The organism is Serratia sp. Nf2 (genome assembly GCF_003028435.1).
GTDB lineage: Bacteria > Pseudomonadota > Gammaproteobacteria > Enterobacterales > Enterobacteriaceae > Serratia > Serratia marcescens_L.
This window is the reverse complement of record NZ_PYTW01000015.1, coordinates 1-17,902: the sequence shown is the minus strand read 5'-3', so window position 1 is coordinate 17,902 and position 17,902 is coordinate 1. Positions and strand designations below refer to the sequence as shown.

Sequence of the window (17,902 nt, the reverse complement as noted above, 5' to 3'; positions counted from 1 at the left end):
GCCGGCGGCTGCGGCCCCGGCGGGCTATGACACACCACATCGAAAAAAGGGGAAACACTATGCGCACTACGGGCATCTGGGCTCTCGCCCTGACGACGCTGATTGGCTCACAGAGCGTGAGCGCGGCAGATTTACCCGGCAAGGGGATCGCGGTACAGCCGGTGCAAAGCACCATTTCCGAAGAGACCTTCCAGACGCTGCTGGTCAGCAAGGCGCTGGAAAAATTGGGTTACGACGTGAAGGAACCGCGTGAAGTGGATTACAACGTCGCCTACACCTCGATCGCCTCCGGCGACGCGACCTTCATCGCGGTCAACTGGGATCCGCTGCATGCCGATCAGTACAAGGCCGCCGGCGGCGACGCCAAGTTCTATCGCGAAGGCGTCTACGTCAACGGCGCCGCACAGGGCTACCTGATCGACAAGAAAACCGCCGAGCAATATCACATCACCAACGTCGAGCAGCTCAAGGATCCCAAGATCGCCAAGCTGTTCGATACCAACGGCGACGGCAAGGCCGATCTGACCGGCTGCACCCCGGGCTGGGGCTGCGAAGCGGTAATTAACCACCACATCAAGGCCTACGGCCTGAGCAATACCGTCGAACACAACCAGGGCAACTACGCGGCGATGATCGCTGACACCATCACCCGCTACAAAGAGGGCAAACCGGTGCTGTATTATACCTGGACGCCGTACTGGGTCAGCGATGTGATGGTGCCGGGGCGCGACGTGGTCTGGCTGCAGGTGCCGTTCTCCTCCCTGCCGGGCGAGCAAAAGAACGTCGACACCAAGCTGCCTAACGGCGCCAACTACGGCTTCCCGGTCAACACCATGCGTATCGCCGCCAACAAGCAGTGGGCCGAAGCCAATCCGGCAGCCGCCAAGCTGTTCGCCATCATGAAGCTGCCGATCGCCGACATCAACGCGCAAAACCTGCGCATGCATGAAGGCCAGGCTTCGGAAGCTGACATCCAGAACCACGTCAACGGCTGGATCAAGGCGCACCAGGCCACCTTCGACGGCTGGGTGAAAACCGCCGCCGAAGCGGCGAAGCCGTAACCGTTCAGGGGCGCCGCCTGTGCCGCGCCCCTACCCCGCCATATCGATGCCGCTGAAATGCAAAAAGCGCTCGGCGATAGTCGACATGGGCTGCGGCCAAATGCAATACACCTGGCGCCGCGGCCCGTCTTCAATCGGAATCGACACCAGCGCGCTTAAGCGTTGCGCGGTCGAGATCGGTACGATGCCCGCCGCCAGCCCCCGTCGCACCAAATTCTCCAGCCATTCGATATGATCGATTTCAAAACTGACGTGCCGACGGATGCCCGCCGCCTGAAAGGCGCGATCGGTTTGGCGCCGCGCGCCGGTGCCGCTGTAGAAATCCACCAGCGGCACTTCCGCCAGCGCCTGCAGGTTCACCCGCTCGCGGCCGGCCAGCGGATGCTGCGGCGCCACCAACGCCACCAGCGGCTCATCGGCCAACTGCCGGTGCGACATCGGCAACAGATCAGCATCGCCCGGCCAGATGCCGACGAACGCCATATCGCATTTTTGCTGGCGCACGTCTTCCAACAGCGCTTCGCTCATGCCGACGTACAGGCGGATATTGACCGCCGGATAGTGGCGGTGAAACTTGTCGAGCCTTTCGGTCAGAGCCATCACGTTTATCGTTGAAATGGTGCCGATGGTCAGGGTGCCGGACACCGCGCCATCGGCCGCCGCCACCTCCTCCACCAGCGCCTGCTGCGCCGCCAGCAGGCGCTGCGCAGGGGCGACAAAAGCCTGGCCGGCGGGGGTCAACCTCACCCGACGCGAAGTGCGTTCAAACAGCGTACAGCCCAGCTCTTCTTCCAGTTTGGCGATCTGGTGGCTGAGCGCCGACTGCACCGTATGGCAGCGCTGCGCCGCCCGGGTAAAGTTCAGCTCTTCCGCCACCGCCAGCGCATAGCGGATCTGTTTCAGGTTCATGGCATCTATCTTGAAATGAGATAAATAAAATGAAAATTATACATTGGTTTCCCGGCCTGCGTTGCCGGATACTGCGCGCCATCTTATTCCCGTGATGAAAAAACCATGAGTCAACAAAACGCCCACCCGGGCCTCAGCCCGGCGCTGACCGTGCTGATCGCCATCGCTACCGGCCTGGCGGTCGCCAGCAACTATTACGCACAGCCGCTGCTGGAAACCATCGCCACCGGCTTCAACCTGTCGGTCAATCAGGCCGGCTTTATCGTTACCGCCGCGCAGCTGGGTTACGCCACCGGGCTGCTGCTGTTGGTGCCGCTCGGCGATATGTTCGAGCGCCGCGGGCTGATCGTGTTCATGACGCTGCTGGCTGCCGGGGGCATGCTGATCACCGCCACCTCCGCCACCCTACCGATGATGATCCTCGGCACCGCGCTCACCGGGCTGTTCTCGGTGGTGGCGCAGATTCTGGTGCCGCTGGCCGCCACGCTGGCCCACCCGGAAAAGCGCGGCAAGACCGTCGGCATCATCATGAGCGGCCTGCTGCTCGGCATCCTGCTGGCGCGCACCGTCGCGGGCGCGCTGGCATCGTTCGGCGGCTGGCGCACCATCTACTGGGTCGCCAGCGTGCTGATGATCCTGATGGCGCTGATCCTGTGGCGCGCGCTGCCGCGCTATAAGCAACACTCCGGGCTGAACTACCCGCAGCTGCTGGCCTCGATCTTCAGCCTGTTCTGCCGCACGCCGCTGCTGCGCACCCGCGCCATCCTCGGCGCCCTGTCGTTCGCCAACTTCAGCGTGCTCTGGACCTCCATGGCCTTTCTGCTCGCCGCGCCGCCGTTCAACTATTCCGAGGGGGTGATCGGGCTGTTCGGCCTGGTGGGCGCCGCCGGGGCGCTGGCCGCTTCGCGCGCCGGGCATCTGGCGGACAAGGGCAAAGCCGGATTGACCACCACCGTCGGCCTGGTGCTGCTGCTGCTGTCCTGGATACCTATCGCGTTCGCCAAACAATCGCTGTGGGCGCTGATCGCCGGCATCCTGATCCTCGATCTGGCGGTGCAGGCGGTACACGTCACCAACCAGAGCGTGATGTACCGCATCATGCCGGACGCACGCAACCGCCTGACCGCCGGCTACATGACCAGCTACTTTATCGGCGGCGCCCTCGGTTCACTGCTCTCCGCCTCGGCCTATCAGCATGCCGGCTGGTACGGCGTGGCCGCCGCCGGCGGGGTGTTATGCCTGCTCAACCTGCTGACCTGGTGGCTCGGCAAGCACCACGATCCGCAGGGGCCGGCGACAATCTGATTATCGTGCAAATAGTCACTTAAGAAATTTATTAGCGGTGCAGGGTATAAACATTACTTACTCTCTGGTAATGTTCTGGGCATAAACTATTGAAGTCCTATCTACCCTGCGACCCACAACCATGCAAAGCCAAGCTGCAGACAGCCTCAATCCGCCCGCCGTCAGCGCCACCTTCGCCAACGGCGTCGTCGACAGTTTGCCGATCGTCATCGGGTATGTCCCGGTGGCGTTCGCCTTCGGCCTCAGCGCCGTCAAACTGGGCTTTTCCCCGCTGGAAAGCATTTTCTTCTCCTGCATCATCTACGCCGGCGCCAGCCAGTTCGTGATCACCGCCCTGCTGAGCGCCGGAATGTCGCTGTGGGTCTCCGCGTTGACGGTGATGGCGATGGACGTGCGCCACCTGCTGTACGGCCCGGCTCTGCGTCACCGCATCGTCTCGCGCATGTCGCCCGGTAAAACGGCGATATGGGCCTTTGGCCTGACCGATGAGGTCTTCGCCGCCGCTACCGCCAGGCTGATGCGCAATAACCGCAGCTGGAGCGAAAACTGGATGCTGGGCATCGCGCTCTGTTCCTGGCTTTCCTGGGTGGCCGGCACCGCGCTCGGCGCGCTGTTCGGCAACGGCCCGCTGGAGCAGTTCCCGGTGATCGAAGCCTCGCTGGCCTTCATGCTGCCGGCGCTGTTTCTCAGTTTCCTGCTGGCCGCCTTCCGGCGCCCGCAGAGTCTGACTATCGCCGCCGCGCTGGCCGGCGCGCTGCTCGGCGTGGTGCTGTTCTCCATTCCGGTCGCCATTTTGGCCGGCATCGCCGCCGGCTGCATCGCCGCCCTGTTCCAGCCCGCCCCTGCGGAAGCCAACCATGAACACTGATGTGCTGGTGATCGGCCTGGTGGTGGGCTGCGCCAATTACCTGTTCCGTTATCTGCCACTGCGGCTGGCGCCGGCACGCGCCCAGCCCGGCCTCAAACGCGGTAAAGCCGCTCTGTTGCTCGACAGCATCGGCATCGCCTCGATCTGCGCCCTGCTGGTGGTCTCCAGCACGCCGGTGGTGATGCGCGAACCGGACAAGCTGCTGCCCACATTGGCGGGGTTCGCCGCGCTGGCGCTGTGCTTCTACCGCAGCAAAAGCATCATTCTGTCGACGCTGCTCGGCGCGACGGCCTTTGGCGTCACATTAAAGCTGTTAATGCTTTTCGGTCCGGGCTGACGCCGCTCCCGATCGTTTGGCTTCGCTTTGGCGTTTTCAGGCGCCACATCTTTACAAACTCTGACAAATGACACGAATTGCTAAATTATCCGCACGACTGAACATTTACATTATTAGTCACCGTCGTTACTATCTCGAACGAAATTAATGAGGCCCTAAATTATGGAAAGCTCGTTTGCCCCCATAGAACAAATGCTGAATTTCCGCGCCACCCGGCAGAAAGACTTCCCGTATCAGGAAATCCTGCTGACCCGCCTGTGCATGCACATGCAAGGCAAGCTGCTGGAAAATCGCAACAAGATGCTGAAGGCGCAGGGGATTAACGAAACACTGTTTATGGCGCTGATTACCCTGGATGCGCAGGAGAGCCACAGCATCCAACCTTCTGAGCTAAGCTCTGCCTTAGGCTCCTCGCGCACCAATGCGACCCGCATCGCCGACGAGCTGGAGAAACGCGGCTGGATCGAGCGCCGGGAAAGCGACAACGATCGCCGCTGCCTGCATCTGCATCTGACGCCGCAGGGGGAAGAATTTCTCAGTCAACTGCTGCCACCGCAGCACCAATGTCTGCATTTCCTGTGGTCCACGCTGACCGACGATGAGCAAAAACAGCTGGAACAGCTGACGCGCAAATTGCTGGCACGTCTGGATCAAATGGAAATCACAGAACAGTTATCCTAATTCACAATTTCTGTTCAGGTACCTACTTATGCGATCCCCATTTAACTGGAGATTCACCCCGCTGTTCGCCGTGTTGCTGCTGGCCGGGTGTGCTTCGACCGATAATATTGCCCCGCAATCCACGCTGATGGATCCGCAGAGCCTGCAGTTGGCTCAGCCGAAAGTCAGTTCGCTGGCCGTCAGCCCGCAGTGGTGGCGCGCCCTCAAGGATCCGCAGCTGGACGCCTTGATGACGCAGACGCTGCAAAGCTCGCCGACCCTGCGGCAGGCCGCCGCCCGCGTGCGCGAAGCGCAGAGCGTGGTGGGTGAAGCCAGCGCCGCCAACGGGCCGAATCTGGATCTGAACGCCAGCACCCAGCGCCAACGCGTGCCGCAAAACGTCAATATGGGGTTGGGGTATCCGCATAAGCCGATCTACGAAAGCTCCAATTCGCTGGGGTTGAACCTGGCGTACGAGTTCGACTGGTGGGGCAAATACCGTAACCAAGTGAACGCCGCCAAGGCGCAGGTCAACGCCGCACGCGCCGAGCAGGAACAGGCGGCGCTGACGCTGACCAGTTCGGTGGCGTCCGCCTACTATCAGCTGCAGAGCAATCTGGCGCTCGAGAAACTGCTGCAACAGGAAGTGAACAACAATGAACGCCTGACCGCACTGCGTCAACAGCGCTATCAGGCCGGCCTGACCGGCGTCGACGTGCCGCAACAAACCCAGGCGCAGTCCGACGTTGCCAAGCAGCAGATCCTGCAGCTGCAGTCGCAGATCGAACAGCTCAGACACCAGCTCGCCGCGCTGGCGGGCCAGGGGCCGAACGCCATGCAGCACCTGCGTCAGGTGCCGTTGCCCGCAGACAACCTGATGGCGCCGCAGGGCGAGCTGACGGCGGATCTGTTGGGTAAACGCCCGGACATCGCCGCGCAACGCCAGCTGGTGGAGTCTTACAGCCAGCGCGTCAGCGCCGCGCGTAAAGAGTTTTACCCCAGCCTGACCATTTCAGCCTTCGCCGGCCTGATGACCACCAATACCAGTGGCACCAGCCCGAATCTGTTTGAAGCGGCCAGCCAGGCCTGGAACGTGATGCCGGCGATTTCGCTGCCGATCTTCCACGCCGGGGCGCTGCGCAGCAAGCTGGGCGAGGAATCCGCGCTGTATGACGAAGCGGTGGAATCCTACAACCAAACCATCCTGAATGCGGTACAGGAAACCGCCGACGCCATCACCATCCAGCAGAGCTCTGCGCAACAGCAGCTGCAGGCGGCGTCCGCGGCCCAGTCGATGCAACAGGTGTATCAGGTCGCCAACGCCCGTTACCAGGCAGGGATTATCGGGCGCGACGATCTGTTGACCAGCCAGACGCAGCTATTGCAGCAGCAACAGGCGGAGTTGAATGCCAGCAGCAACTTACTGCAGGCGAAGATAGGACTGATCCGTGCGCTGGGCGGTGGCTATCAGGCCCCGGCCGCAGCGGATTCGAAAGCATAATAATATAAGGCTTGGAGAACACCATGAGCGCAAGCGCGGAAATCCAAAACCCGCAGCAGCCGAGCGGCAAAAAGAAGCAGCGTAAATTTTGGCTGCTGTTGCTGACGGTTATTTTCATTGTTATAGGGGTGGCTTACTTAGTGTATTGGTTCCTGGTGCTGCGTCATCACCAGGAAACCGACGACGCCTACGTCTCCGGCAACCAGGTGCAGATCATGGCCCAGGTGTCCGGCAGCGTGAACAGCGTCAATTTCGACAACACCGACTACGTCAAGCAGGGCGACGTGCTGCTGACGCTCGATCCGACCGATGCCGAGCAGGCGTTTGAACGCGCCAAGACCGGCCTGGCCAACAGCGTGCGTCAGACCCACCAGCTGATCATCAACAGCAAGCAGTATCAGGCCAACATCGCCCTGCGCAAGACCGATCTGAGCAAGGCCGAGAACGATCTGAAACGCCGCGTGGTGCTGGGCAGCGTTGACGCCATCGGCCGCGAAGAGCTGCAACACGCTCGCGATGCGGTCGACAGCGCCAAGGCCGCGCTGGAAGTGGCGGTGCAGCAATATAACGCCAACCAGGCGATGGTGCTGAATACCCCGTTGGAACAGCAGCCGGCGATCCAACAGGCCGCCGCGCAGATGCGCGATGCCTGGCTGGCGCTGCAGCGAACCAAAGTGATCAGCCCCATTACCGGCTATGTCTCGCGCCGCAGCGTGCAGGTCGGCGCGCAGATCGCCGCCGGTTCGCCGCTGATGGCGGTGGTGCCGGCCGATCATATCTGGGTTGACGCCAACTTCAAGGAAACCCAGATCGCCAACATGCGTATCGGCCAGTCGGCGACAGTGGTCAGCGACGTCTACGGCGACGACGTGGTGTATCAGGGCAAAGTGGCTGGTATCGACATGGGCACCGGCAGCGCCTTCTCGCTGCTGCCGGCCCAGAACGCGACCGGCAACTGGATCAAGGTAGTGCAACGTCTGCCGGTGCGTATTGAGCTCGACGCCAAGCAGGTGGCCGACCATCCGCTGCGCATCGGTCTTTCTACGCTGGTGACCGTCGACACCGCCAACCTGGATGGCCGCGTGCTGGCCGACGTGGTGCGAGACAAACCGCTGTATCAGAGCGACGCGCTGGCGTTGAATCTGGCGCCGGTTAACCAGCTGATCGCCGACGTGATCCATGCGAACGCCGGCTAAGCGCGCGGGAGGCCATCTTGCCACAGAAACCGCTTGAAGGCGCCCAGCTCGCCTGGATGACGGTCGCGCTCGCCATGGCGACCTTCATGCAGGTGCTGGACTCCACCATCGCCAACGTGGCGATCCCCACCATTGCCGGTAACCTCGGGTCTTCCAACTCGCAGGGCACCTGGGTGATCACCTCATTCGGCGTGGCGAACGCCATCTCGATCCCGATCACCGGCTGGCTCGCGAAGCGCATCGGCGAAGTGCGGCTGTTCCTCTGGTCCACCGCGCTGTTCGTCATCGCCTCCTGGCTGTGCGGCATCTCCAACAGCCTCGGCATGCTGATCTTCTTCCGCGTGATCCAGGGCGTGGTGGCCGGGCCGTTGATCCCGCTCTCGCAGAGCCTGTTGCTGAACAACTACCCGCCCGCCAAGCGAGCGATGGCCCTGGCGCTCTGGTCGATGACCGTTATCGTCGCGCCGATCTTTGGGCCGATCCTCGGCGGTTACATCAGCGACAACTACCATTGGGGTTGGATCTTCTTCATCAACATCCCGATCGGCGCCTTTGTTATTATGGCGGCGATGGCGACGCTGAAGGGGCGAGAAACCAAAACCGAGATCAAACCGATCGATACGGTTGGCCTGGTGCTGCTGATCGTCGGCATCGGTTCGCTGCAGGTGATGCTCGATCAGGGCAAGGAGCTGGACTGGTTTAACTCGACCGAGATCATCACCCTGACCGTCGTGGCGGTCGTGGCGTTGCTGTTCCTGGTGGTCTGGGAGCTGACGGACGACCATCCGGTGGTGGATCTGTCGCTGTTCAAGTCGCGCAACTTCACCATCGGCTGCCTGTGCATCAGCCTGGCCTACATGCTGTACTTCGGCGCCATCGTGCTGCTGCCGCAGCTGTTGCAAGAGGTGTATGGCTATACCGCCACCTGGGCGGGGCTGGCGTCGGCGCCGGTCGGGCTGATCCCGGTGCTGCTGTCGCCGATCATCGGTAAGTTCGGCAACCGGCTCGACATGCGCAAGCTGGTGACCTTCAGCTTCATCATGTATGCCGTGTGCTTCTACTGGCGCGCCTATACGTTTGAGCCAGGCATGGACTTCGGCGCTTCGGCCTGGCCGCAGTTCGTCCAGGGCTTTGCCATCGCCTGCTTCTTCATGCCGTTGACCACCATCACGCTGTCCGGCCTGCCGCCGGAACGCATGGCGGCGGCGTCAAGCCTGTCGAACTTTACGCGAACGCTGGCGGGTTCGATCGGTACCTCGATCACCACCACCCTGTGGACGCAGCGCGAATCACAGCACCATTCGCAACTCACGGAGTTCGTCAATCCGTACAACCCGCAGTCGCAGGAGATGTATCGGCAGCTGGAGCAGCTCGGCATGAGCAAGCAGCAGGCGTCGGCGTATATCGCCAACGAGATCACCGCGCAGGGCCTGATCATCTCCGCCAACGAGATCTTCTGGCTGTCGGCCGGGGTGTTCCTGGTGCTGCTGGTGCTGGTATGGGTGGCGAAACCGCCATTCAGCTCTGGCGGCGGTGGGGGCGGCGGCGCCCACTAAGCTTCAATAAACGAAACGGGCGCCCTGAGGCGCCCGTTTTTTTATCCGACGTAGAACAGATTACGCCTGATTCTGACGCCACCAGTCCGCCAGCAGAATGCCGGTCGCCACGGAAACGTTCAGGCTTTCCACTTTACCGGTGCCGCCGATCGAGACGCTCATGTCGCCCTGCTGCCAGGCGCTGTCGCTCAGACCGTCACGTTCCTGGCCCAGCACCAGCACCATCTTGGCCGGCAGCTTGGCCTGCGCCAGCGCGGTGCCTTTATGGCTCGAGGTGGTAACGATGGTGTAACCCGCCTTGCGGAAGGTATCCAGCACCGACAGGAAATCATCGGCGTTGATCGCCTTGATATGCTCTGCACCGCCTTCTGCGGTACGCACCGCCGCACCGGATTCCAGCAGCGCCGGATCCTGCAGCAGCACGCCGTTGACGCCAAAGTGGGCGCACGAACGGACGATAGCGCCCAGGTTATGCGGGTTACCCACTTCTTCCAGCGCCAGCACGCAGTCGGTCGCCGGTGCACTTTTCAGGTAGGTCTGCGCATCCAGGCCCTGACGCTTTTTGATCAGGAAGCACACGCCGCCGTGATGCTCGGTGCCGGAAGCCTTGGCCAGCTCTTCTTCATCCACCACGTGGTAAGCCTTGCGGTTAGCCGCCATCCAGCGCAGCGCTTCGCGGAAACGCGGGGTGACCGACTGCACGAACCAGGCGCGCACGATCGCTTCCGGGCGGCTTGCGAACAGCGCCTGACAGGCGTTTTCACCGTAAACGCGGGTTTCTTCCGCGCGCTGACGGCGCAGCTGTTCCGGATCGATAAAGCTTTTGCCGCTGATACCACCGTGATCGAACGCCGGCTCTTCATTCGGCGCGCGCGAAACGGTTCTCCACGGCGACTCGTTGCCACCGCGATCTTCAGAGCGCGCCGGACGGCGAGGACGATCGCTTTCACTGCGGCGGGAGTCGGCGCCGCGGCGATCGTTGCCGCCACGCGCCTTGTCTTGACCGGTGCGGCCCGAGCGCGCACCGTCAGCCGGACGGCCTTTGCCGGCCGGACGTTTATTCTTGTTGCGGTCGTCGCCGTTGTCGTCGTCATTGCGGACGTACATCACTTTGACTTTACCGTTCTTGCCACTAAATGAATCGTTCATTGTCTTCTCCACCAACGCGCAGGGCGCGAAGATTACCTGATGTTGGTGCACGAAGCCACCAACTTGCGCTAAAAGCTCCCAACTATCACATCCATTGAACAAACCTCATTGTTCATGCGCCGGGTTTTGCCGATAATTGTCAGCATTAAAGAAACATCTCCGCAACTGCGTTGCGGGGACCATGCTTTCTCTGTACCCGAGGTCAACATGAATACAGTTTGTGCAGCTTGCAATGCCACCAACCGCGTGCCGGAAGAACGTTTGGCGGACAACGCGAAATGCGGCCGCTGCGGCCATGAGCTCTTCGACGGTGAAGTGATCAATGCCACCGCCGCCACGCTGGACCAGTTGCTGCAGGACGATCTGCCGGTCGTGGTCGATTTCTGGGCGCCGTGGTGCGGCCCGTGCCGCAGCTTTGCGCCGATCTTTGAAGACGTGGCCGAAGAGCGCGCCGGCAAAGTGCGCTTCGTGAAAGTAAACACCGAAGCCGAGCCGGAACTGAGCGCCCGTTTCCGCATCCGCAGCATCCCGACCATCATGGTGTTCCGTCAGGGCAAGATGGTCGACATGCTCAACGGCGCGATGCCGAAAGCGCCGTTTGACAATTGGCTCAACGAGTTAGTGTGATTCGGCAAGTATAGGCCGTATCCCGCCATCGCGCGCGAACGCGCCCCGATCGAGCCCGCCCCTCCCGGCGGGCTTTTTTCTGCGTTACAATGGCGGTTTTTCCCCAGGATCGTTATGACCGACAACGCCGTACTTCGCCTGCGCCAATTCCGTTTAGACCGCGCCACCCGCCCTTTTCTGGCGCGCGGTTGCCGGGTGGCGCGTTGTCAGGGTTGCCTGCTGCCGCATAAAAACTGCCTGTGCGACACCATTCGCCCGCAGCAGGCCGGCAGCCGTTTCTGCCTGATCATGTTCGGCGCCGAGCCGCTCAAACCCAGCAACACCGGGCGCCTGATCGCCGATATCCTGCCGGACACCCAGGCGTTCCTCTGGTCGCGCACCGAGATCGATCCCGCCCTGCTGGCGGCCATCAACGATCCGACGCGGCAGCCTTACGTGGTGTTCCCCGCCTCCTACGCGGACGCAGCACGGCCGGTGTTCAGCGAGCTGCCCGCCGGCGGCAAACCGCCGCTGTTCATCATGCTGGACGGCACCTGGGCGGAAGCGCGCAAAATGTTCCGTAAAAGCCCGTATCTCAATCAATTCCCGGTGTTTTCCCTCAACGTCGACGCCGCATCGAACTACCAGCTGCGCGAAGCCAGCCGCGCCGAGCAACACTGCACGGCGGAAGTGGCCGCCGCCCTGCTGCAACAGGCGGGCGATCTGCCGGCCGCCGACGGATTGAATCAGCATTTCCGCTATTTCCGTCAACAGTATCTGGCAGGAAAACCGACCCGGCCGGAGGCACCGGTCACAGCAATGTAGCCATAAAGCGCCTAAAATCAGGCGTAACGTTGCCAAAAGGAGCCGTGCATGAGCCAGCGAGGGTTAGAAGCGCTACTACGTCCCAAATCGATCGCCGTTCTGGGCGCTTCGCAGCAGCCCGGCCGCGCCGGTAACCTGATGATGAGCAACCTGCTGGCCGGCGGTTTCGGCGGGCCCATCTTGCCGGTCACGCCGCGCTACAAGGCGGTATGCGGCGTGATGGCCTACCCCGACGTCGGCAGTCTGCCGCTGACGCCGGATCTGGCGATCATCTGCACCCACGCCAAACGCAATCTGGCGCTGATTGAAGCGCTGGGCCAACGCGGCTGCAAAACCGCCATTGTGCTCTCTTCGCCGCCGGAACAGTTCGCCGAGCTGAAGGCCTGCGCGCAGCGCTATGCCATGCGGCTGTTAGGCCCCAACAGTCTGGGGCTGCTGGCGCCGTGGCAGGGCATCAACGCCAGCTTCTCGCCGGTGCCGATCCAAAAGGGAAAACTGGCGTTTATCTCGCAGTCCGCCGCCGTGGCCAACACCATTCTCGACTGGGCGCAGCAGCGCGAAGTCGGTTTCTCCTACTTCATCGCGCTGGGTGACAGCCTGGACATCGACGTCGACGACCTGCTCGACTTTTTGGCCCGCGACAGTAAAACCAGCGCCATCCTGCTGTATCTGGAAAACATCAGCGACGCACGGCGCTTTCTCTCCGCCTCGCGCAGCGCCTCTCGCAACAAGCCCATTCTGGTGATCAAAAGTGGCCGCAGCCAACAGGCGCAGCTGCTGCTCAACAGCCAACTGGGGCTGGACGCCGCCTATGACGCCGCCATCCAGCGCGCCGGCCTGCTGCGCGTCCAGGATACCCATGAGCTGTTCTCGGCGGTGGAAACCCTCAGCCATATGCATCCGCTGCGCGGCGAGCGGCTGATGATCGTCAGCAACGGGGCGGCGCCGGCGGCGATGGCGCTGGATGAACTGCTCGGACGCAACGGCAAGCTGGCCACGCTGAGCGATGAGAGCCTGGCGACATTGAGCGACGCGCTGCCGGATTTCATTCGCGCCGGCAACCCGCTCGATCTGCGCGACGACGCCACGCCGCAGCGCTTCCTGGCGGCTATCGAAGCGCTACTCGACAGCCACGACTATGACGCGCTGCTGTTAATCCACGCGCCGAGCGCGGCGGCGCCGGGCACCGCCACAGCGGAAAGGCTGATCGACGCGCTGCATCACCATGCGCGCGGCAAGCGCATCACATTGCTGACCAACTGGTGCGGCGAATACTCTTCACAAGAGGCGCGCAGGCTGTTTACCGAAGCCGCCATTCCCACCTACCGCACGCCGGAAGGCGCGGTGACTGCCTTTATGCATATGGTGGAATATCGCCGCAACCAGAAGCAGCTGAAAGAGACGCCGGCGCTGCCGGTCGGCCTGACCGCCAACACCGCCGACGCCCACCGCCTTATCCATCAGGCGCTGGCCGAAGGCGCCACCCAGTTGGATACCCACGAGGTGCAATCCATCCTGCAGGCCTACGATCTGAGCACCCTGCCGACCTGGATTGCCGAGGACAGCGCCGAAGCGGTACACATTGCCGAACAGATCGGCTATCCGGTGGCGCTGAAGTTGCGTTCGCCGGATATCCCGCACAAATCGGAAGTTCAGGGAGTCATGCTCTACCTGCGCACCGCGACCGAAGTGCAGCGCGCGGCGGAGGCGATCCTCGACCGCGTGAAGCGCACCTACCCCCAGGCACGCATCCATGGCCTGTTGGTGCAGAGCATGGCCAACCGCGCCGGCGCCCAGGAGCTGCGCATCGCGGTAGAGCAGGATGCGATTTTCGGCCCGCTGATCATGCTGGGCGAAGGCGGCGTAGAGTGGCGCCAGGAAAATCAGGTGGCGGTCGCGCTGCCGCCGCTGAACATGGCGCTGGCGCGTTATCTGGTGCTGCAGGCGGTGAAAGGCGGCAAGATCCGCGGGCGCAGCGCGCTGCGGCCTTTGGATATCCCTGGGCTGAGTCGCCTGCTGGTGCAGGTCTCCAACCTGATCCTCGACTGCCCGGAAATCGCCCGGCTGGATATTCACCCGGTGCTGGCCTCCGGCAGCGAATTTACCCTGCTGGACGTTTCGATGCAGCTCGCGCCGTTCAGCGGCGATCCGCAGGCGCGGTTGGCGATCCGCCCTTATCCGCATGAGCTGGAAGAGACCATCGCGTTGAAAGACGGCAGCCAGTGCCTGTTCCGCCCGATCCTGCCGGAAGACGAACCGGCGCTGAAGCATTTCATTGACCGGGTGACCAAGGAAGACCTCTATTATCGCTACTTCAGCGAGATCAACGAGTTTACCCATGACGATTTGGCCAACATGACGCAGATCGACTACGATCGAGAAATGGCCTTTGTGGCGGTGCGCGCAGACGAGATCATCGGCGTGACCCGCGCGCTGTCCGATCCGGACAACACCGACGCCGAATTCGCCGTGCTGGTGCGTTCCGATCTGAAAGGCGTGGGCTTGGGCCGGCAGCTGCTGGAGAAAATGATCGCCTATGCGCGCGCTCATGGCCTGACCCGCCTGAGCGGCATCACCATGCCGAATAACCGCGGCATGATCGCACTGGCGCAGCGGCTGGGCTTTGGCATCGAGGTGCAGCTTGAGGACGGCATCGTCAATCTGACGTTGCCGCTGCAGGCCGCCGACGCGCAGTGACCTGCGTCGCAATGCGCTACGAATCCACCACTTAACGCCAAAACATACGCACAATCGAGGCAACTAATGGTATTATCGCCCGATTATTCGGTTTATTTTTTTTAAGCCTGTGGCGTTCCGGCCATCAATCATGAGAGAAGAAACGCACTGTGATGTTGTCAAAATTTAAACGTAGCAAACATCAACAACACCTTGCACAACTGCCCAAACTCCCCCAGACGGTTGCTGATGTTCGTACGTTGTACGCGCCGTCCGATTTTCGCACCACGCTGCTGGACGCCATCGCCAACGCCACCCAACGCATCTATCTGGTGGCTCTATATCTGGAGCATGACGACGCCGGGCGCGAGATCCTCAACGCGCTGTATCAGGCCAAGCAGCGGCGGCCCGAGCTGGAAATCTGCGTGCTGGTCGACTGGCATCGCGCACAGCGCGGGCGCATCGGTGCCGCCGCCGCCAATACCAATGCCGACTGGTACTGCGCCATGGCCGGCCAACATCCCGAGCAGTCGGTGCCGATCTACGGTGTGCCGGTCAATACCCGCGAAGCGCTGGGCGTACTGCACCTGAAGGGCTTTGTGGTCGACGATACCGTGATCTACAGCGGCGCCAGCATCAATGACGTTTATCTGCATCAGCATGAGAAATACCGTTACGATCGCTACCAGCTGATCACCAACGAGGTGTTGGCCGATACCCTGATCGATTACATCAAGCAGCATCTGCTCACCGCCGGCGCCGTACAGCGCCTCGATCGCAGCGATCGGCCGAAAAGCCCGGAGATCAAAAACGAGACCCGTCTGTTCCGTTTCGCCCTGCGCCGCGCCGGTTACCACTTCCGTGGCAAGGCCGGCAACGATGAGTTGGCGGTGACGCCGCTGGTTGGGCTTGGCAAGCAAAGCGTGCTGAATAAAACCATTCACCACCTGATGTCGTGCGCCGACCAGAAACTGACGCTGTGTACCCCCTATTTCAATCTGCCGGCGCTGCTGGTGCGCAACATCATTTATCTGTTGCGCCAGGGCAAACAGGTGGAGATCATCGTCGGCGACAAGACCGCCAACGACTTCTATATTCCGGAAGACCAGCCGTTCAAAATCATCGGCGCGCTGCCCTACCTGTACGAGATCAACCTGCGCCGCTTTCTGAGCCGCTTGCAGCGCTATATCGACACCGGGCAGCTGATCGTGCGTCTGTGGAAGGATGGCGATAACAGCTATCACCTGAAAGGCATGTGGGTAGACGAAGAGTGGCAGCTGATTACCGGTAATAACCTTAACCCGCGCGCCTGGCGGCTGGATCTGGAAAATGCCATTCTGATCCACGATCCCAAGCAGGAAATGCGCGAGCAGCGGCAAAAAGAGCTGGAATGCATCCGCACTCACACCACCGTGGTCGGTCACTATCAGGAGCTGCAAAGCATTCAGCAATACCCGATCAAGGTGCGTAAGCTGATTCGCCGTCTGCGGCGTATCCGCATCGATCGGCTGATTAGCCGTATCCTGTAAACACTACTCTGACCCCGGCCAAAGCCGGGGTTTTTATTACAGCTGTATCTCCTTGCCTTTACGATGCAGCCGGAGCGAGACCAATAGCGCCAGCAGGCACATGCCGGAAACATACCAGAAGAAGGCATTTTCCACGCCGAACGATTTAAGCGACAACGCGACATATTCCGCCGAGCCGCCGAACAGGGCATTCGCTACCGCATAAGACAAGCCCACCCCTAACGCACGCACCTCTGGCGGGAACATCTCGGCTTTAAGCAACCCGCTGATCGCGGTGTAAAAGCTGACGACGAACAACGCCAGCACGATCAGACCGAACGCCATAAAGGGATTGGTTACCCCTTTCAAGGCAAACAGGATCGGCACCGTCAGTACGGTGGCCAATGCCGAGAAGATCAGCATCGAGCTGCGACGGCCGATTTTATCCGAGAACGCGCCGACCGCCGGCTGCAGCAGCATAAAGACGAACAGCGCGACGGTCATGATGGCGCTGGCCAGCTTGGCGTCCATACCGGCGGTGTTCACCAGATATTTCTGCATATAGGTGGTGAAGGTGTAGAAGGTCAGCGAACCGGCGGCGGTAAAGCCCAGCACCATCACAAACGCTTTGCGGTTTTTCCACAGCCCCGTCAGCGAACCGGCATCTTTGTGGTTACGCGTCTTCGCATCAGAGGTTTCATTCAGCGAACGGCGCAGGTACAGCGCCACCACCGCCAACAGCGCACCGAGCGCAAACGGGATACGCCATCCCCAGGCCTTTAGCTCTTCACCGGACAATATCTGCTGCAAGATCACCAAGACCAGCAGCGCCAGCAGTTGCCCGCCGATCAGCGTTACGTACTGGAACGACGCGTAAAAGCCGCGCCGCCCCTTGATTGCCACCTCGCTCATGTAGGTGGCGCTGGTGCCATATTCACCTCCCACCGACAGCCCTTGGAACAGGCGGGCAATCAGCAGCAGCGCCGGTGCCCAGCTGCCGATCGATTCATACGTCGGCAGGCAGGCGATCACCAGCGACCCGGCGCACATCATGCAGACCGAAATCAGCATTGAGTTTTTTCGGCCATGCTTGTCAGCGATGTAGCCGAATAACCAACCGCCGATAGGTCGCATAAAGAAGCCGGCGGCGAACACCCCAGCGGTTTGCAACAGCTGCGTGGTGCTGTTGCCCGCCGGAAAGAACGAGGCGGCAAAGTAAATGGAACAGAAGGAGTAAACGTAAAAATCAAACCACTCCACCAGATTGCCTGATGAAGCCCCGACGATGGCAAAAATGCGCTTCTTGTTATCCAGCGCTCCCTGCTCGACGCCGTGCTCATCCCCAAGAGCCGAGGTTGTTTCTGTCATGATGTTTTCTCCGAGCCATAGCAATGATGAAATTCGGCGTCCTGCCGCCAGATGTTACTTTATTGTTATTTGTAAGTTAACAGCCAAACTTAATAGCGGACGAAGAATATCTGGCGTTTGGAGGAACAATGCGCGGATTTTGTGATGAATATTAAACCGTACGATGAAAGCTGAAGCGGATTACAACGGGGATTTTTCATTTTACGCATAGCAAAAAGCCCTGAACGTCAGTTCAGGGCTTTCGGCTTGGTTTGATGCCTGGCAGTGTCCTACTCTCGCATGGGGAGACCCCACACTACCATCGGCGCTACGGCGTTTCACTTCTGAGTTCGGCATGGGGTCAGGTGGGACCACCGCGCTATTGCCGCCAGGCAAAT

15 protein-coding genes and 1 rRNA gene are annotated in these 17,902 nt (G+C 61.2%); 12 read left to right on the top strand and 4 right to left on the bottom strand.

Annotated features, from left to right (window positions below; all coding sequences use genetic code 11):
- Window positions 1–59: 59 nt before the first annotated feature.
- On the top strand, window positions 60–1,061 hold the full coding sequence (gene proX, locus C9411_RS24275) for a glycine betaine/L-proline ABC transporter substrate-binding protein ProX (protein WP_033635697.1): 1,002 nt from the start codon (window positions 60–62) through the stop codon (window positions 1,059–1,061).
- Between the two features lie 30 nt (window positions 1,062–1,091).
- Here the strand turns inward: proX and C9411_RS24270 are convergent, their stop codons facing one another.
- Window positions 1,092–1,970, bottom strand: coding sequence for a LysR family transcriptional regulator (locus C9411_RS24270; protein ID WP_107228088.1), 879 nt, complete (start codon window positions 1,968–1,970; stop codon window positions 1,092–1,094).
- 105 nt (window positions 1,971–2,075) lie between these two features.
- Between C9411_RS24270 and C9411_RS24265 the strand changes: the two genes are divergently transcribed.
- From C9411_RS24265 to emrB, 7 genes are all read left to right on the top strand, one after another.
- Window positions 2,076–3,275 (top strand): MFS transporter, encoded by a 1,200-nt coding sequence (locus C9411_RS24265; protein WP_033632267.1) that lies wholly within the window; start codon window positions 2,076–2,078, stop codon window positions 3,273–3,275.
- Window positions 3,276–3,396: 121 nt separating this feature from the next.
- A complete protein-coding gene (locus C9411_RS24260) occupies window positions 3,397–4,143 on the top strand; it encodes an AzlC family ABC transporter permease (protein WP_107228087.1) in 747 nt (248 codons plus the stop codon).
- A complete protein-coding gene (gene ygaH, locus C9411_RS24255) occupies window positions 4,133–4,480 on the top strand; it encodes an L-valine transporter subunit YgaH (protein WP_025304001.1) in 348 nt (115 codons plus the stop codon). The genes C9411_RS24260 and ygaH overlap by 11 nt, the downstream gene beginning before the upstream one ends.
- 162 nt (window positions 4,481–4,642) lie before the next feature.
- Window positions 4,643–5,161, top strand: coding sequence for a transcriptional repressor MprA (gene mprA, locus C9411_RS24250; RefSeq protein WP_025160249.1), 519 nt, complete (start codon window positions 4,643–4,645; stop codon window positions 5,159–5,161).
- A 28-nt stretch (window positions 5,162–5,189) separates the two neighbouring features.
- Window positions 5,190–6,641, top strand: a complete 1,452-nt coding sequence (locus tag C9411_RS24245; protein WP_060425102.1) for an efflux transporter outer membrane subunit — start codon at window positions 5,190–5,192, stop codon at window positions 6,639–6,641.
- A 23-nt stretch (window positions 6,642–6,664) separates the two neighbouring features.
- Complete coding sequence (emrA, locus tag C9411_RS24240) at window positions 6,665–7,837, top strand: multidrug efflux MFS transporter periplasmic adaptor subunit EmrA (RefSeq protein WP_063990641.1); 1,173 nt, start codon at window positions 6,665–6,667, stop codon at window positions 7,835–7,837.
- 17 nt (window positions 7,838–7,854) lie between these two features.
- Entirely contained in the window at window positions 7,855–9,393 is a 1,539-nt protein-coding gene (gene emrB, locus C9411_RS24235) for a multidrug efflux MFS transporter permease subunit EmrB (RefSeq protein WP_063990642.1), read from the top strand.
- A gap of 60 nt (window positions 9,394–9,453) precedes the next feature.
- Here the strand turns inward: emrB and C9411_RS24230 are convergent, their stop codons facing one another.
- Window positions 9,454–10,542, bottom strand: a complete 1,089-nt coding sequence (locus C9411_RS24230) for a tRNA/rRNA methyltransferase (RefSeq protein WP_063990643.1) — start codon at window positions 10,540–10,542, stop codon at window positions 9,454–9,456.
- 207 nt (window positions 10,543–10,749) lie between these two features.
- Here C9411_RS24230 and trxC point away from each other — a divergent pair, with 207 nt between their 5' ends.
- The 4 genes from trxC to pssA all read left to right on the top strand — a co-directional run bounded on the left by trxC (window position 10,750) and on the right by pssA (window position 16,178).
- Complete coding sequence (gene trxC / locus C9411_RS24225) at window positions 10,750–11,169, top strand: thioredoxin TrxC (RefSeq protein ID WP_004928868.1); 420 nt, start codon at window positions 10,750–10,752, stop codon at window positions 11,167–11,169.
- 114 nt (window positions 11,170–11,283) lie between these two features.
- The gene (locus C9411_RS24220; RefSeq protein WP_107228086.1) at window positions 11,284–11,973 is read left to right on the top strand and encodes a tRNA-uridine aminocarboxypropyltransferase; all 690 of its coding nucleotides are present in this window, start codon (window positions 11,284–11,286) and stop codon (window positions 11,971–11,973) included.
- Between the two features lie 48 nt (window positions 11,974–12,021).
- A complete protein-coding gene (locus C9411_RS24215) occupies window positions 12,022–14,670 on the top strand; it encodes a bifunctional acetate--CoA ligase family protein/GNAT family N-acetyltransferase (protein ID WP_107228085.1) in 2,649 nt (882 codons plus the stop codon).
- Window positions 14,671–14,822: 152 nt separating this feature from the next.
- Complete coding sequence (gene pssA / locus C9411_RS24210; protein ID WP_063990646.1) at window positions 14,823–16,178, top strand: CDP-diacylglycerol--serine O-phosphatidyltransferase; 1,356 nt, start codon at window positions 14,823–14,825, stop codon at window positions 16,176–16,178.
- A 36-nt stretch (window positions 16,179–16,214) separates the two neighbouring features.
- On the opposite strand, the gene C9411_RS24205 is transcribed toward pssA, so the two are convergent.
- Window positions 16,215–17,525: an MFS family transporter gene (locus C9411_RS24205; protein ID WP_063990647.1), complete on the bottom strand. Its 1,311-nt coding sequence runs from the start codon at window positions 17,523–17,525 to the stop codon at window positions 16,215–16,217.
- A gap of 256 nt (window positions 17,526–17,781) precedes the next feature.
- Window positions 17,782–17,897, bottom strand: a 5S ribosomal RNA gene (gene rrf / locus C9411_RS24200).
- Window positions 17,898–17,902 lie beyond the last annotated feature (5 nt).